At 55.8% G+C, this 16,950-nt stretch carries 19 protein-coding genes; 9 read left to right on the top strand and 10 right to left on the bottom strand.

Annotated features, from left to right (window positions below):
* Positions 1-111: 111 nt before the first annotated feature.
* Positions 112-495, top strand: a complete 384-nt coding sequence (locus tag OEW58_07265) for a hypothetical protein (GenBank protein MDH5301144.1) — start codon at positions 112-114, stop codon at positions 493-495.
* Between the two features lie 192 nt (positions 496-687).
* Entirely contained in the window at positions 688-1,014 is a 327-nt protein-coding gene (locus OEW58_07260; GenBank protein ID MDH5301143.1) for a hypothetical protein, read from the top strand.
* On the opposite strand, the gene OEW58_07255 is transcribed toward OEW58_07260, so the two are convergent.
* Positions 1,004-1,225, bottom strand: a complete 222-nt coding sequence (locus tag OEW58_07255; protein MDH5301142.1) for an RND transporter — start codon at positions 1,223-1,225, stop codon at positions 1,004-1,006. The genes OEW58_07260 and OEW58_07255 overlap by 11 nt on opposite strands.
* Before the next feature lie 120 nt (positions 1,226-1,345).
* On the opposite strand from OEW58_07255, the gene OEW58_07250 reads away from it, so the two are divergent.
* Entirely contained in the window at positions 1,346-1,558 is a 213-nt protein-coding gene (locus tag OEW58_07250) for a DUF3330 domain-containing protein (GenBank protein ID MDH5301141.1), read from the top strand.
* Here OEW58_07250 and lnt read toward each other — a convergent pair.
* From lnt to miaB, 5 genes are read right to left on the bottom strand one after another with little or no spacing between them, the layout of a single operon-like run.
* Positions 1,527-3,050: an apolipoprotein N-acyltransferase gene (gene lnt / locus OEW58_07245; protein MDH5301140.1), complete on the bottom strand. Its 1,524-nt coding sequence runs from the start codon at positions 3,048-3,050 to the stop codon at positions 1,527-1,529. The genes OEW58_07250 and lnt overlap by 32 nt on opposite strands.
* Positions 3,043-3,918 (bottom strand): CBS domain-containing protein, encoded by an 876-nt coding sequence (locus OEW58_07240; protein MDH5301139.1) that lies wholly within the window; start codon positions 3,916-3,918, stop codon positions 3,043-3,045. Before OEW58_07240 ends, lnt begins: the two co-directional genes overlap by 8 nt.
* 14 nt (positions 3,919-3,932) lie before the next feature.
* Positions 3,933-4,382: an rRNA maturation RNase YbeY gene (gene ybeY, locus OEW58_07235; protein MDH5301138.1), complete on the bottom strand. Its 450-nt coding sequence runs from the start codon at positions 4,380-4,382 to the stop codon at positions 3,933-3,935.
* The gene (locus OEW58_07230) at positions 4,375-5,349 is read right to left on the bottom strand and encodes a PhoH family protein (protein ID MDH5301137.1); all 975 of its coding nucleotides are present in this window, start codon (positions 5,347-5,349) and stop codon (positions 4,375-4,377) included. Before OEW58_07230 ends, ybeY begins: the two co-directional genes overlap by 8 nt.
* Positions 5,350-5,363: 14 nt before the next feature.
* Positions 5,364-6,743: a tRNA (N6-isopentenyl adenosine(37)-C2)-methylthiotransferase MiaB gene (gene miaB, locus OEW58_07225; protein MDH5301136.1), complete on the bottom strand. Its 1,380-nt coding sequence runs from the start codon at positions 6,741-6,743 to the stop codon at positions 5,364-5,366.
* Between the two features lie 317 nt (positions 6,744-7,060).
* Here miaB and OEW58_07220 point away from each other — a divergent pair, with 317 nt between their 5' ends.
* The 3 genes from OEW58_07220 to OEW58_07210 all read left to right on the top strand — a co-directional run bounded on the left by OEW58_07220 (position 7,061) and on the right by OEW58_07210 (position 8,587).
* Positions 7,061-7,567: an RNA-binding protein gene (locus OEW58_07220; GenBank protein ID MDH5301135.1), complete on the top strand. Its 507-nt coding sequence runs from the start codon at positions 7,061-7,063 to the stop codon at positions 7,565-7,567.
* Positions 7,568-7,589: 22 nt separating this feature from the next.
* Positions 7,590-8,045, top strand: a complete 456-nt coding sequence (locus OEW58_07215; GenBank protein ID MDH5301134.1) for a TerB family tellurite resistance protein — start codon at positions 7,590-7,592, stop codon at positions 8,043-8,045.
* 74 nt (positions 8,046-8,119) lie between these two features.
* Positions 8,120-8,587 (top strand): YhcB family protein, encoded by a 468-nt coding sequence (locus OEW58_07210; GenBank protein MDH5301133.1) that lies wholly within the window; start codon positions 8,120-8,122, stop codon positions 8,585-8,587.
* 863 nt (positions 8,588-9,450) lie between these two features.
* Here OEW58_07210 and hrpB read toward each other — a convergent pair.
* On the bottom strand, positions 9,451-11,937 hold the full coding sequence (gene hrpB / locus OEW58_07205) for an ATP-dependent helicase HrpB (protein MDH5301132.1): 2,487 nt from the start codon (positions 11,935-11,937) through the stop codon (positions 9,451-9,453).
* A 5-nt stretch (positions 11,938-11,942) separates the two neighbouring features.
* A complete protein-coding gene (locus OEW58_07200; protein MDH5301131.1) occupies positions 11,943-12,530 on the bottom strand; it encodes a hypothetical protein in 588 nt (195 codons plus the stop codon).
* Positions 12,531-12,651: 121 nt separating this feature from the next.
* Here OEW58_07200 and OEW58_07195 point away from each other — a divergent pair, with 121 nt between their 5' ends.
* Both OEW58_07195 and rnd read left to right on the top strand, forming a co-directional pair.
* Positions 12,652-14,292 (top strand): L,D-transpeptidase family protein, encoded by a 1,641-nt coding sequence (locus OEW58_07195; protein MDH5301130.1) that lies wholly within the window; start codon positions 12,652-12,654, stop codon positions 14,290-14,292.
* 42 nt (positions 14,293-14,334) lie between these two features.
* Positions 14,335-15,495: a ribonuclease D gene (gene rnd / locus OEW58_07190; GenBank protein MDH5301129.1), complete on the top strand. Its 1,161-nt coding sequence runs from the start codon at positions 14,335-14,337 to the stop codon at positions 15,493-15,495.
* A 7-nt stretch (positions 15,496-15,502) separates the two neighbouring features.
* Here rnd and OEW58_07185 read toward each other — a convergent pair whose 3' ends face one another.
* A complete protein-coding gene (locus OEW58_07185) occupies positions 15,503-16,171 on the bottom strand; it encodes a glutathione S-transferase family protein (GenBank protein ID MDH5301128.1) in 669 nt (222 codons plus the stop codon).
* 155 nt (positions 16,172-16,326) lie between these two features.
* Here OEW58_07185 and OEW58_07180 point away from each other — a divergent pair, with 155 nt between their 5' ends.
* Complete coding sequence (locus OEW58_07180) at positions 16,327-16,512, top strand: hypothetical protein (GenBank protein MDH5301127.1); 186 nt, start codon at positions 16,327-16,329, stop codon at positions 16,510-16,512.
* A 74-nt stretch (positions 16,513-16,586) separates the two neighbouring features.
* On the opposite strand, the gene OEW58_07175 is transcribed toward OEW58_07180, so the two are convergent.
* The gene (locus tag OEW58_07175) at positions 16,587-16,949 is read right to left on the bottom strand and encodes a response regulator (GenBank protein MDH5301126.1); all 363 of its coding nucleotides are present in this window, start codon (positions 16,947-16,949) and stop codon (positions 16,587-16,589) included.
* Between the last annotated feature and the right edge of the window lies 1 nt (position 16,950).

Genomic DNA, 16,950 nt, shown 5'->3' with positions numbered 1-16,950 from the left:
AGAAACATCTTGCCGCCTTCAAAGTGAGAACCAAGTCACGGTTTTAATTTTCATCACTCCCTGTCACCAGCCGAAATTAACTACACGTGGTTTGGGCAGGGAGTATGTGGGATGAGATATGTAGGTCGTCAACTTGCAGCATTGAGCATTTTGCTGATGATGACCACCCCCGTCCACGCCGAAAACTGGAGCAACCACGACACCGCCTGGGAAGCCACCTACATGGCGGTCCACCTCGCCGACTGGGGCCAAACCCGTGACATCGCTGCCCACTGCAACGGCGATTTGAACTACTACGAAAAAAATCCCTTATTGGGCAGCTGCCCGTCTACCACCACTGTCGACGTGTATTTTCTGACCACTGGCGTGCTGCACTACAAAATCGCCCAAACGCTGTCACCCCGCTATCGCCGCATGTTCCAGGTGGGCACCCTCGCCTTGCAAATCAATTCCATCAATAACAACAAAAAAATCGGCCTGAAGATTTCCTTCTGAAAATCAATGCAATAGCCAATTTCATCCGCAGCAAGGCCAAATCCTGCGTTCTGTGACCCAGTTCGCAGTTTTTGTGCTTAGTCCTGGCAAATCCTGTGTCGACAACTCGGATATCCACCGACACATCAAGGGAGGGGGATTATGCACCGAGCTTGGCGTTTCCTGATCATGTTCCTGGGAGGATGGTTAGTCATGAGTCCCGCACAGGCGTGGAGCACCCAGGACAGCATGTGGCAGGGCGCCTATTTGACCGCTCACGTTGCCGATTGGGGGCAAACCCGCGACATCTCGGTGCATTGCAACAGTGGTGGCAGCTACTCCGAAACCAACCTGCTGCTGGGCCGCTGTCCCAGCCTGGCGGAGGTGAATTCCTACTTTTTAGGAACAGCCATCCTGCATACCGGCGCGGCCTACCTGATACCGCACAAGTATCGTCGCGCCTTTCAGTTAAGCACGCTGGGAATGCAGCTCAACTTCGTCAACAACAACAAACAGATCGGCCTGAAATTTAATTTTTAGCCTTGTTGCGTCTGATCAGCTTGATCACCACTAACAACAACGGCGTGGCATGCATCAGCAAGTCAAAAATATCCAGTGGCCGCTGCAGCGAGCCATCCAGCAACATCTTCAGCTTTTCCAGCAAATGCGGCTCCGGCACAAAGGGCGCCAGGGCCAGCATGATGGCAATCACCACCAGCGGGAACAACGGTAATTTATCCAACCACGTCATTTTTTTGCCTCCTCGCGCCCAACCGCGCACTATACTTGCTTTATAAGGTAGTACTAAATTAAATATTAGCATAACCTTATATTCTTTTCGACCCCCGGGTCGCTCGCCAAAGGAGGTTTTATGGCCACCGTCACAAACAACACTTCACTCAGATGCGATGTCTGCCTCAAAGAAATACCCGCCAGCGTCGGCTACAACGCCGAGGCTGACGAATACGTTTCACATTATTTCGGGCTGGACTGCTACCAGCGCTGGCATCAACACCAGCAACTGGCAGGTTGTGCGCCTGGAAGCCAGGCGGCTAATTGCTCTTGGGACGACGAAACACGCTGACCAGAATCAGGGCCAGCACGCCAAGCACGCAGAAGATAACGACCGGCAGGTTGCCGAATACCGCAAACGGCGTCATGCCGGTGAGGGGCTGGATTTCCCCTTTGAGCACATGCACCGCAAACTGCGGCGAGGTGGCTAACAACTGTCCCTTGGCGTCGATAATGGCCGATACGCCGGTGTTGGTGGATCGCAACATGTAGCGCGCCGTTTCCAACGAGCGCATCCGCGCAATCTGCAAATGCTGGTGTGGGGCCATGGAGTCGCCGAACCAGGCGTCGTTGCTGGCGTTCACCAAAAACGCCGCCGATGGCAGTGCCTCAATCACCTCGTTGCCGAACACATCCTCATAGCAGATGGAAATGCCCGCCTCGTGGCCAACCAGTCGCAGCAGCGGTGCTTCCTCTGAGTCCCCAGGTTCAAAATCCGACATGGGAATCTGGAAGAAGTTGATAATACCGCCCAGCAAATCCGGCAGCGGAAGGTACTCGCCAAACGGCACCAGATGACGTTTAAAGTAAAATAACTCTTCGCCACCCAGACTCAGCATGCTGTTGTAAAAATGCTTCGTGCGCTGATCGTACACCGGAATCCCGACCAGCATTTCGCTGCCGTTCATCCGCGCTTCCTGCGCTACCGCATGCAAAAACGGCTTGATCTGGTGATACACCGCCGGCACGGCGGTTTCCGGCCAAACGATCAAATCGGTGCCCCAGTTTTCACGACTGAGATTGGCGTACAAATCCAGCGTCGGAATGCGCTGCTCCGGCAACCACTTCTGATCCTGGCTGACATTGCCCTGCACCAGCGCGACACTGATGGGATCGCCGGCAGGGTTCGACCAATCGACCCGCATCAATAGCAGTGGCAGCAACCACAGCAGCACCAACACCGGCGCAGTACGTCTGAGCACCGTCTGCCCCTGCAGCCAGATCAGCGCCAACAGTCCCGCTGACATCGCGATAAACAATGACAAGCCAAACACGCCAAACACCGGCGCCCAACCAGCCAACGGACTGTCAATTTGCGAATAGCCCACCGTCAACCAGGGAAAGCCGGTGAAAATCCAGCTGCGGACCCATTCCAGCAACACCCACAGCACGGGCATCAACACCACCAGCTGCAGGTACGGTTGCTGTTCGACGCGCTTAAAGCGTCGCGCCAGACCGCCAGCCAAGGCCGGGAACAGCGCCAGGAACAAGGCAAACAACAGCGTCAGCGCCATGGACAACAGCTCGTCCACACCGCCAAACCGTGTCATCGACACATGCACCCAGGAAACACCGATGGTGAACATGCCCACGCCAAACAGCCAGCCGCGCCAAAACGCACGTTTGGCGCTCACCTGCTGCCAGGCCATGAACAGGATCAATAACGAAACAACCGCCAGCGGCCACATGTTGAACGGCGCAAATGCCATCGGCAGCATCAAACCGGCAAGCAGCGCCGTCAGGTCGCCGCGGCGCCCCTGCAAAAAAGCCAACGAATTATTCACTGATTTTTTCTGATTTATTTTTTGAGACTTTGGTCAGCTGCAACAGGTGGATGCGGCGGTTGTCCGCACGCAACACTTCAAAGCGATACTTGTCGATCTGTACCACTTCGCCACGACTGGGCAAATGACCAAAACGGTTGAGGACAAAACCACCAATGGTATCGAATTCTTCATCAGAGAATTTGCTACCAAAGTAGTCGTTAAATTCATCAATTGGCGTCAGCGCCTTCACCGAGAATTTCTTCTCGCTGTATTTCATGATGTAGCTATCTTCGTCGACATCGTACTCATCCTCGATATCGCCGACGATTTGTTCGAGTACATCTTCGATAGTCACCAGACCAGAAACACCGCCGTATTCGTCGACCACGATTGCCATGTGGTTACGCTTGGCGCGGAATTCCTTGAGCAGCACGTTCAGACGTTTGCTCTCCGGAATAAATGCCGGCAAACGCATCACGTCGCGAATATCAAAGCTGTCGCTGCCTTGTTGGCGGGTAGAAAAATAGCCCAACAGGTCTTTGGCCAACAAAATGCCAACCACCTCGTCGCGGCTGTCGCCAATCACAGGGAATCGGGAATGTCCTGACTCCATGATCACGGGCAGGAACTGTTCTGGGGATTGATCGCGCTCCACCACCACCATTTGCGAACGGGGAATCATGATGTCACGCACCTGCATCTCAGATACCTGCATCACCCCCTCAATCATCGCCAGGGCATCGCCGCCGACCAAATCGCGGCGTTCGGCATCACGCAGAATTTCGATCAAGTCATTTCGGTCTTTGGGCTCGGCACCAAACACCTGGCTGATTTTATCCAGCCACGAACGGCCTTCAAGGCCGTTACTACTTCGTCCTTCTTTCATATCTCTTCTTAATGTTAGTAGGGATCGGGGAAGCCAAGGGTGGCCAGAATTTGACGCTCCAGCCCTTCCATTTCCTCAGCTTCGTTATCAGTTATATGATCAAAACCCAACAAATGCAACGTGCCATGCACGATCATGTGGGCCCAATGCGCCATCAGCGCCTTGTCCTGCTCGCGGGATTCGTCCGCCACCACCTGGGCGCAAACGACAATATCACCGAGCATCGGCAGATCTAATTCTTCGGGTAATTCCATCGGAAACGACAACACGTTGGTGGCGTAATCTTTACCACGGTAGTCGCGATTCAGTTGGCTAATCTCGGCGGCATCGGTAATGCGAATGCTTACTTCGGCTGGCTTGTGATAGCCTGCGCCCGCCAGCGCGGCCTGCACCCACTGACGCAGTTGCGCCTCGTCAGGCAAACCCGCCGTGTCCACGGCAAACTGCACATCCAGCTCAAGCATTTTCGTGTTTTTCGTAGGCGGCTACCACGCGCTGCACCAGAGGATGACGCACCACGTCTTTTTTCTCAAACATGGTAAAGCTGACACCTTCGACATCCTTGAGGATGGTGGTGACATGCAGCAGACCTGAGGCACGTTTGTCCGGCAAGTCTGTCTGGGTAACGTCACCGGTAACAATCACCTTGGAACCAAAGCCAATCCGCGTCAAAAACATTTTCATTTGTTCGCGGGTCGTGTTCTGCGCCTCGTCGAGAATGATGTAGGCATCATTGAGCGTACGACCGCGCATAAAGGCCAGCGGTGCCACTTCAATAATGTGACGCTCTATCAGTTTGGCAACGTGATCAAAACCGAGCATTTCATACAGCGCATCGTACAGCGGCCGCAAATAGGGATCGATTTTCTGCGCCAGGTCACCAGGCAAAAAGCCCAGACGCTCGCCGGCTTCCACCGCTGGACGGGCCAGGATAATGCGACTGACGCGTTCGTCTTCCAGCGCTTCCACTGCCGCAGCCACCGCCAGATAGGTTTTACCCGTACCGGCCGGACCGATGCCAAAATTGATATCGTATTCACGAATGCGCTGAATGTATCTGGCCTGATTGGCACCACGCACACGCACCACTTTTTGCCGCAACACCAGCTCCAATGGCGCACTGTGTTCGGCACTGGGATCACGCAATACTTCCACACCTGCCTCCTGTAGCGACAACTGCACTCGTTGCGGGGTTAAACTTTCTTTGACTGTATCAGCATACAAATTTTGCAACACCAACGCCGCCGCCTGAGCATCGTCAGCGACGCCCACGATGCGAAATGCATTGCCTCGGTGATTGATCTGCACCCCGAAACGGGATTCGATTTGACGGAGATGTTCGCCAAACTGGCCGCAAAGATTAGCCAATCGGCTGTTGTCCACTGGCTCGAGGTGAAAGTCCAGGGTCGACGATACGGGGGAATTCAAAATTGAGTCTAAACCTTTCAAGCTAGTGTCTCTGTTAAGTTAGCGGCCATTTTAAACGCTTTTTCACCCTCACCGGCCACGAACTCACCACGCAGCGAGTTGGGGAGAGCGTCGACGATGCGCACGTCAACGAATTTACCGATCCAGCACGCATCGCCGAGAAAGTTGACCACACGGTTGTTTTCAGTGCGTCCGCGCAGCTCGTTGGGGTCTTTTCTCGACGGCCCTTCCACCAGGATGCGCTGCACAGTTCCCACCATGCGACGGCTGATGTCCTGCGTCTGCTGATTGATGCGCTGCTGCAAAAGCGCCAGACGCTCTTTTTTCACGTCCGCCGGCACGTCATCCGGCAGACCGGACGCTGGCGTCCCCGGACGCGGGCTGTAAATAAAACTGAACGAGAGATCAAAGCCCACGTCCGCGATTAAATTCATGGTTGCTTCAAAATCCGCATCGGTCTCACCCGGAAAACCGATAATGAAATCCGACGACATGCACAGGTCAGGACGCGCGGCGCGCAGCTTGCGAATTTTGGATTTGTATTCCAGTGCGGTGTGGCCACGCTTCATCTGCGCCAGAATGCGGTCGGAACCACTTTGCACCGGCAAATGCAGATGGCTGACCAACTGCGGCACATCGACAAAGGCCGAGATAATGTTCTCATTCATTTCCACCGGGTGCGATGTGGTGAAACGAATACGACCGATGCCCTCAATCGCCGCCACAAAGCGAATCAGATCACCCAGATCGGCAACTCCACCATCGTGGGTAGCGCCACGGTAAGCATTGACGTTTTGCCCCAGCAAATTGACCTCGCGAACACCCTGGGCAGCCAGCTGGGAAACTTCCAGTAACACATCATCAAAAGGTCGGGAAACTTCTTCGCCACGGGTATAGGGCACTACGCAGAACGTGCAGTACTTGCTGCAACCTTCCATGATAGAAACAAAGGCACTGGGGCCATCGGCACGAGGCTCGGGCAGGCGATCAAACTTTTCGATTTCGGGAAAACTGACATCAACCACGGGCTTGCGCTGTTCGCGCACGGATTTGACCATTTCCGGCAGGCGGTGCAGAGTCTGCGGGCCGAACACAATGTCGACAAACGGCGCACGGGTGCGAATGCCTTCGCCTTCCTGACTGGCAACGCAACCACCGACGCCAATCACCAATTCCGGACGCTTTTCTTTCAGCTCGCGCCAGCGGCCCAGATGGGAAAACACCTTCTCCTGCGCCTTTTCGCGCACCGAGCAGGTATTTAGCAACAAAACATCGGCCTCTTCCGGCGTTCCGACCACCTGCATGCCATAGGCTTGATCCAGCACGTCCGCCATTTTGGAGGAGTCGTACTCGTTCATCTGGCAACCATTGGTAAGAATGTAAAGCTTGTCCGCCATGCGTTGATTAACCCGTGTTCAAAAAACGCGCTATGGTACTTGTAATCACCCTTATATGCCAGTCCCCCGACAGATGACCAATCCAATTTTCGCTGCTATACCGGAGGCAGCTACAGACGCCAGCCCTCCTGCCTTGATGAACAATCAGTTACAGGGCAATACTCATCTACAGCTATAGATCAGCAATTTTGGCTAACAACCTATTGCCGCACCGCAAATACAGGTATAATCCGCGCCTTTAGCATGGCGCCCATTAACGACAGTCGGCGTTGTACCAGGCCCCGAGCACCAACCGAAACCCGAATTGAGTAACCCATATGACTCCAGCAGCCAAAGCCCTGACCATCACAGCGATCATCGCGGTCACCAGTTATTTCCTGGCGCCTGTCCTCGGCCTAGCCGCAGGTTCCTTGTCCCTAGGCATACTGCTGGGCGGCATCATTGCCACAGTGATCATCGCCACGGCCAACACCCGTCCGCGTCCGGCCGCCAAAGCACCGAACCGCGCACCCGCCCGCGCAGCCAAAAATGACACCGCCGACAGCCGCGCCGCTGCTCCCATCAGCAGCAACGGTGAAACCGAAACCCTGTTCGTTGGCAACCTGGCATTTCGCGCCAATCGCCACAACTTGATGAAGCTGTTCGCTGAGCACGGCACTATCATCAATGCCCGCATTGTGACCGACCGCGCCACCCGCAAGCCCAAAGGTTATGGCTTTGTCGAAGTCAACACCGTGGATGCCGACAACATCGTTGCCAAACTCGACGGCGCCGATTTCTTTGGTCGCGAGCTCAAAGTCAGCCGCGCCAACAAACGCGACTAACCGGCACGTCGGAGAGAATTGCGTGCTCAAAGCCATCCAGGATTTCTTCAGCCAGCACCTGCAAAACAGCAGCGACAGCACTGATCAGACGCATCGCCTGCACCTGGCGAGTGCGGCACTGATGATTGAGGTCATGCGTGTCGACGACCGCGAATACCAGTCGGAACATCAGACACTGATCGAGTCGCTGCAAGCCAAGTTTTCGCTCAGCGAACAGCAAACCCACGAGCTGGTCGAACTGGCCCGCCAGGAAAGCGGCGATGCCACCGATTATCACCAATTCACTTCGCTGATAACCCGCCACTTCAGCCCCGAGCAGCGCGAACTGCTGCTGGAGTATCTGTGGGACATCGCCTACGCCGACGGCAATCTCGACCGATACGAAGAGCATTTGCTGCGCAAAATCAGCGACCTGCTTTACCTCAAGCACGACGCGTTCATCCGCAGCAAACTGCGCGCCCAAGCCAAACTCAAATAGCCCGTTGGCGTTGGCCTGACCAGTGGAATCCGGGTAGGATGGGGACTCCCCCAACCTAGCCGCGAGGAAACATCATGGAAGGATCTGCCATCACATGGGTTGTCGGCCTGATCGCCCTGGCCGCCGGCGCCGGCATTGGCGCACTGGTCAACCGCAACCTCTACCTCAAAAACTACCGCAAACGCTCCGCCGAGATGGAAGCCCAACTGCAGGACATGCAGCGCGAACAAGTGCTCTACCGGCAAAAAGTCGACCAGCACTTCAGCCAAAGTGCGCAATTACTGCAGGAAATGGCCAGCAATTACCAAAAAATTTATCAACACCTCAGCAATGGTGCCCAGGTGCTATGCGAAAACCCACCACAGCAACTGACCCAGCCGCTGGAGGGCAACGCTCACGACGCCACCAATGACGATGTAGAAAGCCCTCGCCTCGCACCACGCTACCAAACCATGGACTTCGATACCGAAACCGAAATGGACAACAACCACCCGCCTCTTGGCACCGGCGCGGCGAAAAATCCAGTCACTGGCGTCGCCTGACATCCACAACATTCACAGCCCCAGAGTTATCCACAAAATCTGTGGATAACTCTGTGCATCTCTTGGGGGAAAGCTGGGTTTGTTCTTGCCAAATCGGCCAACGCTTTAAATTGATCATTTTTCACTCAATTATAACTAGCTGTTTTTATTGTATTTATTGAATAAAAATCAAATTCCAGCCACTCCCGACATCCAATCAGCGCTCCTCGTACAAAATAAGACCGCTGTGGAAAACCTCGCCAAGAAATTGGCTTTGCATTGACAAAAAGGCGTTAGCAAACACCCACTTTCGGTGACAAACTACAATCCAAGATTGCCTCCGCAAGCTTTCGCGCGACGGTTTTCCACACGAGCAATAAAACGCCTGTTCCAGCTACAACTCCCCCTCCGCGCTACCAATCATCCAACCAGAGTCGCGCCATTCTCGCCAGTCCCAAATCTCGCCCCCAAACCCATTTTCACTCCCCCCTCATCCACACCTCATCCCGGATATTTTCCCCAGAGATACCGCGCATCATTCACCCTCAAATTGCACAAACGAGGCTAACTCAGGCATCTGCCTACGAATTTTTCACTTATCCACAAAACCTGTGGATAAGTATGTGGATGCATTGGGGGAAAGTGGCTCAAACCCGCATGATATGGTGCTCCACTTTAAATTGATCAAAAAACTAGCCATGACGTAACTATATGTTTTATATGCGATTTTATAAGTCAAGCCAAGTTAGGCAGGAAATTTTCACCGATGGCTGTCAATCAAAATTTTCGCTGTGGAAAAGTCTGACAATTATTTGGCAATCGCTTGACAAAAAGACGCTAGCAACCGCTCACATCAGCGCTTGCACTGATTGTCTCGCTGCGACTCAGGGCAGGTTACCTGACTGTTTCTTGGTGCCGCGTATCGCCACCGCCTGCAGCGGATCATCGGGCCAGGAGTGCTTGGGATAACGCCCCTTCAAATCCTTCTTCACCAACTGATAACTGTCACGCCAGAAGCCGGGCAGATTCTGGGTAACCTGCGCCGGGCGCATGGCCGGCGACAACAGATGCAACGTCAGCGGCAATCGCCCCTGGGCGATACTGGGATGCTGGTCATAGCCGAATAATTCCTGCAGCCGTACCGCCAATACCGGCGGCTGGACACTGTAATCGATGGCAATGCGCGAACCGGTCGGCACTACAAAATGCGTAGGCGCCAATGCCTCCAGTTGTTGCTGTTGGTTCCAGTCCAGTCTGGCCAGCAGAATATCGCGCAGATTCAGTTGCGACAGGTGAGTAAGACGGTTCATGCGGTCTAGATACGGCAACAGCCAGCCCTCCAGCGTGTCCAGCAGAGCTTGCGCCGAACAATCCGGCCAACCCTGTTCCGGCAACCACTCGCGCAGCAACTGTAACCGTGCGCACAGCTGACGACTGCCATCGTCCCACGGCAAACAATCCAGACCTTGTTGGCGTATGCCCTGCAGCAAACCCTGCTGCCGCTGAGCCGTATCCGGTGTCAGCTCCTGTTTTTGCAACAACAGCTCGCCCAGCCGCCACTGCCGTTGCGCCACCACCGCACCACTGGCCCTGTCCCAGCCAACCTGGTCGAACTGTTCGATCTGGGCTGCAAACTGCTGGCGCAGATCAGCTTCCAGCAGCGGAGCCGCCAGCCGGATCACCGGCTCGGCCGCGTCGCTGCCCAGCTCGGCCACGGCCAGAAATGGGTGTGTTGCCAGCGGGTGATGCGCCACCAATGCCGCGCCACGACCATTGCTCAGGCGGTAACGGCCACTGCCGGGACTGCGCAACATCGCGACCCGATCAGGATAGGCCAGTGCCAGCAGCAAACCGAGCTGACTCGCCTCACGAATCTGGCCGCCACTGCCTGCCAGTTGTCGCTGCCATTGCCCCGCCTGACGGACGATGCGCTGCACCAGTCCGGCATCCTGACGCGACTTGCCACGCTTGGCGGCCTGCAGCGCCTGAAAATGTTCCCACAGGTCGGCTTCCTGATTGCCCAGCAGCGGTCGCTCGCCCAGCATCGCCGCCAGCTCGCACGCGGCCTCGCCCAGCCCCAGCTGGCTGGCGCGCAGCATCATGTGCGCCAGACGGGGATGCACGCCCAACTTCGCCGCCTGCCGCCCCAGTTCGGTCAACTGCCCCTGCTCGTCGAGCAACTCCAGCTGCCGCGCCAACGTCCGCGCCTGCTCAACGCTGCCGGCACTGGGCACGTCCAGCCAGCGCAACTGGTTCAGGTCGCGCACGCCCCACTGCGCCAGTTCCAGCACCAATGGCAGCATGTCGGCGGATTTGATTTCGGCATCGTCAAATTCCAGCATCCGCGCTTGCTCGGCCTCCGCCCACAGCCGGTAGCACACCCCCGCCTGCAGACGCCCGGCACGTCCGGCACGCTGCCGCGCCGAAGCCTGGGAAATCTGCCGCAACTGCAGCCGGCTCATACCGCTGTCAGCATCGAATCGCGCCTGCCGCGCCTGCCCGCTGTCGATCACCACATTGACGCCTTCGATGGTCAAACTGGTCTCGGCGATGTTGGTCGCCAGCACAATCTTGCGCCGCCCCGGCGCGGGCGCGGTAATCGCCTGCAGTTGCTGCTGCCGATCCAGATCGCCATACAGCGGAGCAATCAGCACCTCCGCCGGCAGCGATTGCTGGCGCAGCATTTCTTCCACCCGTCGAATCTCGCCACTGCCGGGCAAAAACACCAACTGGCTGCCAGCGTGTTGCTGCAACGCCTGCATGATCACGCTGACCAGTACATCCCAGCGCTGGCGAGGCTCGCAGGGGCGGTAATTCACCGTCACCGGAAACTGCCTGCCCGGACAATTCAGCACGGGCGCCTGCCCCAGCATGCGGCTGAGCACATCGCTGTCCAGGGTGGCCGACATCAGCAGCAGCTTCAGCTCGTCGCGCAGATTCGCCTGCACATCCAGACACAGCGCCAGCGCCAGATCGGCCTGCAGCGATCGTTCGTGAAATTCGTCAAAAATCACCAATCCATAGGCTTCCAGCGCAGGATCATCCTGCAACATGCGCGTCAGCACACCTTCGGTGACCACTTCCAGCCGGGTCTGCTTGCTCACCTTGCTGTCCATGCGGGTGCGATATCCCACGGTCTGCCCCGGTTCCTCGCCCAGACAACTGGCCATGTACACCGCGACGCTGCGTGCCGCCAGACGACGCGGCTCCAGCATCACAATGCGCTGGCCGGCCAGCCACGGCGCCTGCAGCAAGGCCAGCGGCACGACGGTGGTTTTCCCCGCGCCGGGTTCAGCCTGCAAAATGACATTGGGATGCTGGACCAGCAGCTGCTGCAGCGGCGCGAGATAGGCTTCAATCGGTAACGACATGGCAATCAGGACTTGCGCTGCATGTCGTCAAAAAAGCGCATGGCCATCTGGAAAGCATAGCCGGGTGCCTCACTGACGCTGCTCGCCTCCCGCCGGCTGTGTTGTTGATAAAACTTGCGCATGGCCAAAATATGCAGCGGCAACTCTCGGAAAAATAGTGGATTTTTATTCAGAAAAAATTGCGCAACCGCGATCGGGGCATAGGCCAGACGGTTGGGGGTTGGCTGTTCGGGCAACCGGACGGTCACTTGCGGCCAGTCGCCGGCGCGAGGTTGCGCCTGGATCACGTAGCACTCGTCGACGCTGCCGCTGATGGTCGCAATCGTCAGCTTGCCATCCAGCCGCATCGCGCCCTCGGCGTGCAATTCATTCACCGGCAAAAATATTTTGGTCGCATAGGCGCCAGCCCACTGCCCCAGGGTTTCCAGCAAGTGATTGGCCAGTTCATCCTCGGCCAACTGCTGCATCACCAACGCAAAAAAGTGGTCCCACAGCCAGATTTGCTCGTGCTCGGCCAGACTGCCTTCCAGCAGCATTGGCAGTTTCGAGTCCGTTTCAAATTCTGGTCTAAAATCAATCAGTAATCGACTCACGTTACAGCGCCCCCTGGCTGACAGACATAAATATTTTGGATTCCAACTATCAAAATCCCGGCTGATGTGTCGAATAGTATATTAGTTTTGGCGGATATTCCCGGAGAGACCGGTAAAGGTCATGCGCAACGCTGTTTGTAATTACGCTATCCTGTTGATTTTGCTGTCATTGGCTTTTCCCATTGGCCAGGTTCACAGTGCCGAAAAGGCACCAGAGCCCACGATTCCACAGCACATCGAACAACTACTGGCTCAGGAAGGCCCCTCCAGCTGGGCCCCCGACATCAATCGCCCCATGCTGCGCGAATTTTACACGCCTCGCCAGTATCAACCTATTTGGGACGCCACCTGGGGCATGAGTGAAAACGCTGCACTGTTTCGCGACGCCCTGATTGACAGCCACCTGGAGGGTCTGGATCCCAGTGAGTATCACATCGACGGCATTCGCTACCTCTGGAAGTCAAACCGCATCATTAACCGCGCCCGCCTGGAGTTGCTGCTTACCGACGCGTTTTTGCGTTACTCCATTGAGGTTCGCGCCGGCTATCAGTATCCCCGCGCCGTTGATCCCCGCTGGTATGTGGATCCACCCAAGGTCGACCCCATCACCCTGCTGCGGCAAGCCATTGACGAACGCAACCTGCCCAAACTGCTGCGCGAACTGCCGCCGCCGCATCCGCAGTATCAGCTACTCAAGCGCGCCTTGGCCAATTATCGTCAACTGCAAAGTCAAACCCCCACCTGGCCCACGGTACCTGGACGCAATACCCTGCGCCTGGGCGATCGTGATCCCGCCATTATTCCACTGCGGCAGCGCCTGATCAGCGAAGGGTTTCTGGCCAACACACCGCCGACCTACGCCGATCTGCTCGACACGGATGTGGAGCAGGCGGTTCGTGACTTTCAGCATCAATACGGCCACGAGGTGGATGGCATGGTCGGCCGCATCACTCGCCGCTCGCTGAACATTTCACTGGATGATCGCATCAAGCAGATTCAGCAAAACATGGAACGCTGGCGCTGGCTGCCACGCGATCTGGGGCAGCGCTATGTAATGGTAAACATGGCCGGCTATCAATTGGAGCTGGTGGAAAACGGCACGCCCAGCCTGGAGATGCGCGTTATCATCGGCAAGACCTATCGAGGCACACCGGCCTTTGCCAACCAGATTGAGTACCTGGACATCAACCCAACCTGGCACGTCCCGGCGAGCATCGCCAAACAGGATTTGCTGCCCAAAATCCAGAAAGATGGTCAGTTCCTGACCACCAACCGGATGCGCGTATTCGATTCATGGAAAAAGGACGCCACTGAAATTGACCCGCTGCAGGTCGACTGGACCACGCTGAATGAAGACAATTTCCCGTATTATCTGGTGCAGGACCCCGGCCCCAACAACAGCCTGGGCAACATCAAGTTCATGTTCCCCAACAGCTGGAGCATTTATCTGCACGACACGCCTTCACGCGAACTGTTCAACAAGGAAGTGCGCACTTTCAGTTCCGGCTGTATTCGCATTGAGCGCCCTATCACCCTGGCGTACAAACTGTTGAACGACGAGGGCTGGGATCAGCGCAAAATTCGCGACACCATTCGCGACGGCAAAACCCAGCGCATTACCCTGAAAAAAACCGTTCCCATCTACCTGCTGTATTGGACCGCCTGGGTGGATGAACATGGCCGGGTGCAGTTCCGCGACGATATTTATGATCGCAACGAAAACATCGCTACCGGGCCGGTGGAAATACTGCCGAACAGCTGATGACCTATTTGCCAAGACTGCCACATCTGGTAGTCTTGGCGCATGAAAAACAATACAGATTATACAGTTATTTCCGATGGCGCCGCTCTGGATAGCTTTTGTCAGCAGCTGCAAAACCAAACCTGGATCGCCCTGGATACCGAATTTCTACGGGAAAAAACCTATTATCCCAAACTGTGCCTGGTGCAAATTGCCACGCCCGAGCTGGCTGCCTGCATTGATCCTCTGGCCATCGACGACCTGTCGCCCCTGCTGGATCTGCTGTACAACCGCAACATCACCAAGGTGATGCATTCCGGCCGTCAGGATCTGGAAATTTTTTACAACCTGCGCGGCGAACTGCCCAGCCCCATTTTTGACACGCAAGTGGCTGCGCCATTGATTGGCCTGGATGAGCAACTGGGTTATGCCAGCCTGGTGCAGGAACTGTTGGGCGTCAATCTGGACAAAAGCCACGCCCGCGCCGACTGGACCCGTCGCCCGCTGCCGGCCAATCAGCTGCAATACGCGATTGAAGACGTGACCTACCTGGCGCAAATCTACCCCAAGCTGAAATCCATGCTGGAAGAGCGTAATCGCCTGCAATGGCTGGACAGCGATTTTGCCGCCATGACCGAGCCGTCGCTGTACCAGAATCCACCGGAAACCGCCTGGCTGCGGGTAAAGCAGGCCAACAAACTGCGACCGCAACAGCTCAGTGTGCTGCAGGCATTGGCCAGTTGGCGGGAAATCACTGCGCAACAGCAAGACTTGCCACGCGGCTGGCTCTGCAAGGACGAGGTGCTGATCGACATTTGCCGTCAGTTGCCCGACAAGGTACAAGAGCTGGCGCATATCCGTGGCCTGACCGAAGGATTTGTCCGCCGCCACGGCCAGGCGCTGGTCGAGTTGATTCACACCGCCAAATCCCAGCCGCCTGTGCCACTGCCGGACTATGAGCGCAAACAAAAGCTGTCTCCGGCAGACTTCGCCCTGGTCGATGCCCTGCAGGCCATCGTCAGCCTGACCGCCGCTGATTTTGAACTCCACCCCAATCTGCTGGCCACCCGCAAAATGCTGGAGCAGTTTCTGGCCAATCCGAGCAGCTCAGCCCTCGAACACGGCTGGCGCAAACAGGTACTGGGGGATTTGCTGATTTCGTTTTTGCGCGGAGACATCATGCTGGGCTGCCACGCCAAACAACTCACGCTGTACGACCACTAACCGTGTCCTAGCGCCAACCCAGTCGCTGTGCGGTGAATGGGCCGTGTGTGACGACGTTGGCGCGGAACAACTCGTCAAAATTACTCACCACCGATCCCTGCACCAGTGGTAAAGCCAGCAGCACCTTCGCCCAGGCCGCTACTTTAGGATAATGTTCCGTCAGGCCCAACTCCCGGTCCAGTTGCAGCAGGCGCATCCGCATGAACAGCGGCGCGTAGGCAAAATCCACCAGCGTCAATGCCTGCCCATTGAAATACGGGGTTTGCTGCAATTCATTTTGCAGCCAGCACATTTTGTTTTTCAGCACATCCAGTGATTCATCCCATTGCGTCTGGGTACGGGCATGCATCACCCCACTCACGCCTCGCAACGCGCTGCCGGCATAGGCCATCCAACTCCGGTCCAGAGCACGCAGCAACGGGTCCTCGGGCAATAACCGCCCTCCCGGCGTGGTATCGTCGATGAATTCGCAGATTACCGAGGATTCAAACAGTACCTCCTTGTTGTCCACCACCATGATCGGCACCTCGCCCAAGGGCGACAATTCCTTCAACCATGCCGGCGGCTGGGCAATATCGACAAACTCAATATCGTAGGGGACTTTTTTATGGCGCAGCGTAATCAACACTCGCTGAGCATAAGGGCACAGTTTATAACTCACCAATTTCAATAACATACGAATTCCGATTTTAGGCAGACCCACTACCAGCCTGTGACAGGCGCTGACAAAAGTCAATTTAACCACAAAACCTCAGGTTCTCCCCGAACCCAGTACTTGCTATGATGGAACGGTTTTCGGCCCCTTTCAGCCACTAACAACGACAGGTACGTATGGGCGAAGTCATTCCCTTCAAGCGACCCAAGCTTTCAGACAAACACAAAGGCAACACCTTATGCCGACGTGGTTTTCACAAATGGAAACTCCTGAAGCAGCAGCTGTTTGACGTAAAACAGGGCAAACTGGTCACCGTATACGAATGTGAACGCTGCGGCGAAAAGAAGAACGAATCCCACTAACATTGAGCGGCAATGATTTTCAAAAAACAAAAGGCCGGATCTATTCCGGCCTTTTCTGTGTTCGCCCGTCCAGCTTAGCTGATCAACTTATTGACCGCCCCCAGCAGACGCTCAGGGGTAAAGGGTTTTTGCAACCAACCCGTCGCCCCGGATTGCTTGGCTTTGTTTTTCTTGTAGTCCGCGCCTTCGGTTGTCAGCATCACAATCGGGATAAATTCGTAGCCTTCAAGCCGTCGCAACTTGGACACCAGACTGATCCCCGACATCACCGGCATGTTGATGTCGCTGAGTATCAGATCAAACTTCTGTGCACGGGCAATATCCATCGCCTGCATACCGTCTTCGGCAGTCACCACTTCATGACCCTGCGCCGTCAGTATCGCGCTCACCAAATCTCGAATAGTTTTTGAATCATCAACCGATAATATTTTGGCCATA

The organism is Gammaproteobacteria bacterium, from assembly GCA_029884425.1.
GTDB lineage: Bacteria > Pseudomonadota > Gammaproteobacteria > S012-40 > S012-40 > JAOUHV01.
This window is presented reverse-complemented; position numbering and strand designations above follow the sequence as displayed.

Bases quoted from the DNA above. Each gene is read 5' to 3' on its own strand.
- OEW58_07265 (MDH5301144.1), top strand. From the start codon at position 112: ATGAGATATGTAGGTCGTCAACTTGCAGCATTGAGCATTTTGCTGATG.
- OEW58_07260 (MDH5301143.1), top strand. From the start codon at position 688: ATGAGTCCCGCACAGGCGTGGAGCACCCAGGACAGCATGTGGCAGGGC.
- OEW58_07255 (MDH5301142.1), bottom strand. From the start codon at position 1,225: ATGACGTGGTTGGATAAATTACCGTTGTTCCCGCTGGTGGTGATTGCC.
- OEW58_07250 (MDH5301141.1), top strand. From the start codon at position 1,346: ATGGCCACCGTCACAAACAACACTTCACTCAGATGCGATGTCTGCCTC.
- OEW58_07240 (MDH5301139.1), bottom strand. From the start codon at position 3,918: ATGAAAGAAGGACGAAGTAGTAACGGCCTTGAAGGCCGTTCGTGGCTG.
- ybeY (MDH5301138.1), bottom strand. From the start codon at position 4,382: ATGCTTGAGCTGGATGTGCAGTTTGCCGTGGACACGGCGGGTTTGCCT.
- miaB (MDH5301136.1), bottom strand. From the start codon at position 6,743: ATGGCGGACAAGCTTTACATTCTTACCAATGGTTGCCAGATGAACGAG.
- OEW58_07220 (MDH5301135.1), top strand. From the start codon at position 7,061: ATGACTCCAGCAGCCAAAGCCCTGACCATCACAGCGATCATCGCGGTC.
- OEW58_07210 (MDH5301133.1), top strand. From the start codon at position 8,120: ATGGAAGGATCTGCCATCACATGGGTTGTCGGCCTGATCGCCCTGGCC.
- hrpB (MDH5301132.1), bottom strand. From the start codon at position 11,937: ATGTCGTTACCGATTGAAGCCTATCTCGCGCCGCTGCAGCAGCTGCTG.
- OEW58_07195 (MDH5301130.1), top strand. From the start codon at position 12,652: ATGCGCAACGCTGTTTGTAATTACGCTATCCTGTTGATTTTGCTGTCA.
- rnd (MDH5301129.1), top strand. From the start codon at position 14,335: ATGAAAAACAATACAGATTATACAGTTATTTCCGATGGCGCCGCTCTG.
- OEW58_07185 (MDH5301128.1), bottom strand. From the start codon at position 16,171: ATGTTATTGAAATTGGTGAGTTATAAACTGTGCCCTTATGCTCAGCGA.
- OEW58_07180 (MDH5301127.1), top strand. From the start codon at position 16,327: ATGGGCGAAGTCATTCCCTTCAAGCGACCCAAGCTTTCAGACAAACAC.
- OEW58_07175 (MDH5301126.1), bottom strand. From the start codon at position 16,949: ATGGCCAAAATATTATCGGTTGATGATTCAAAAACTATTCGAGATTTG.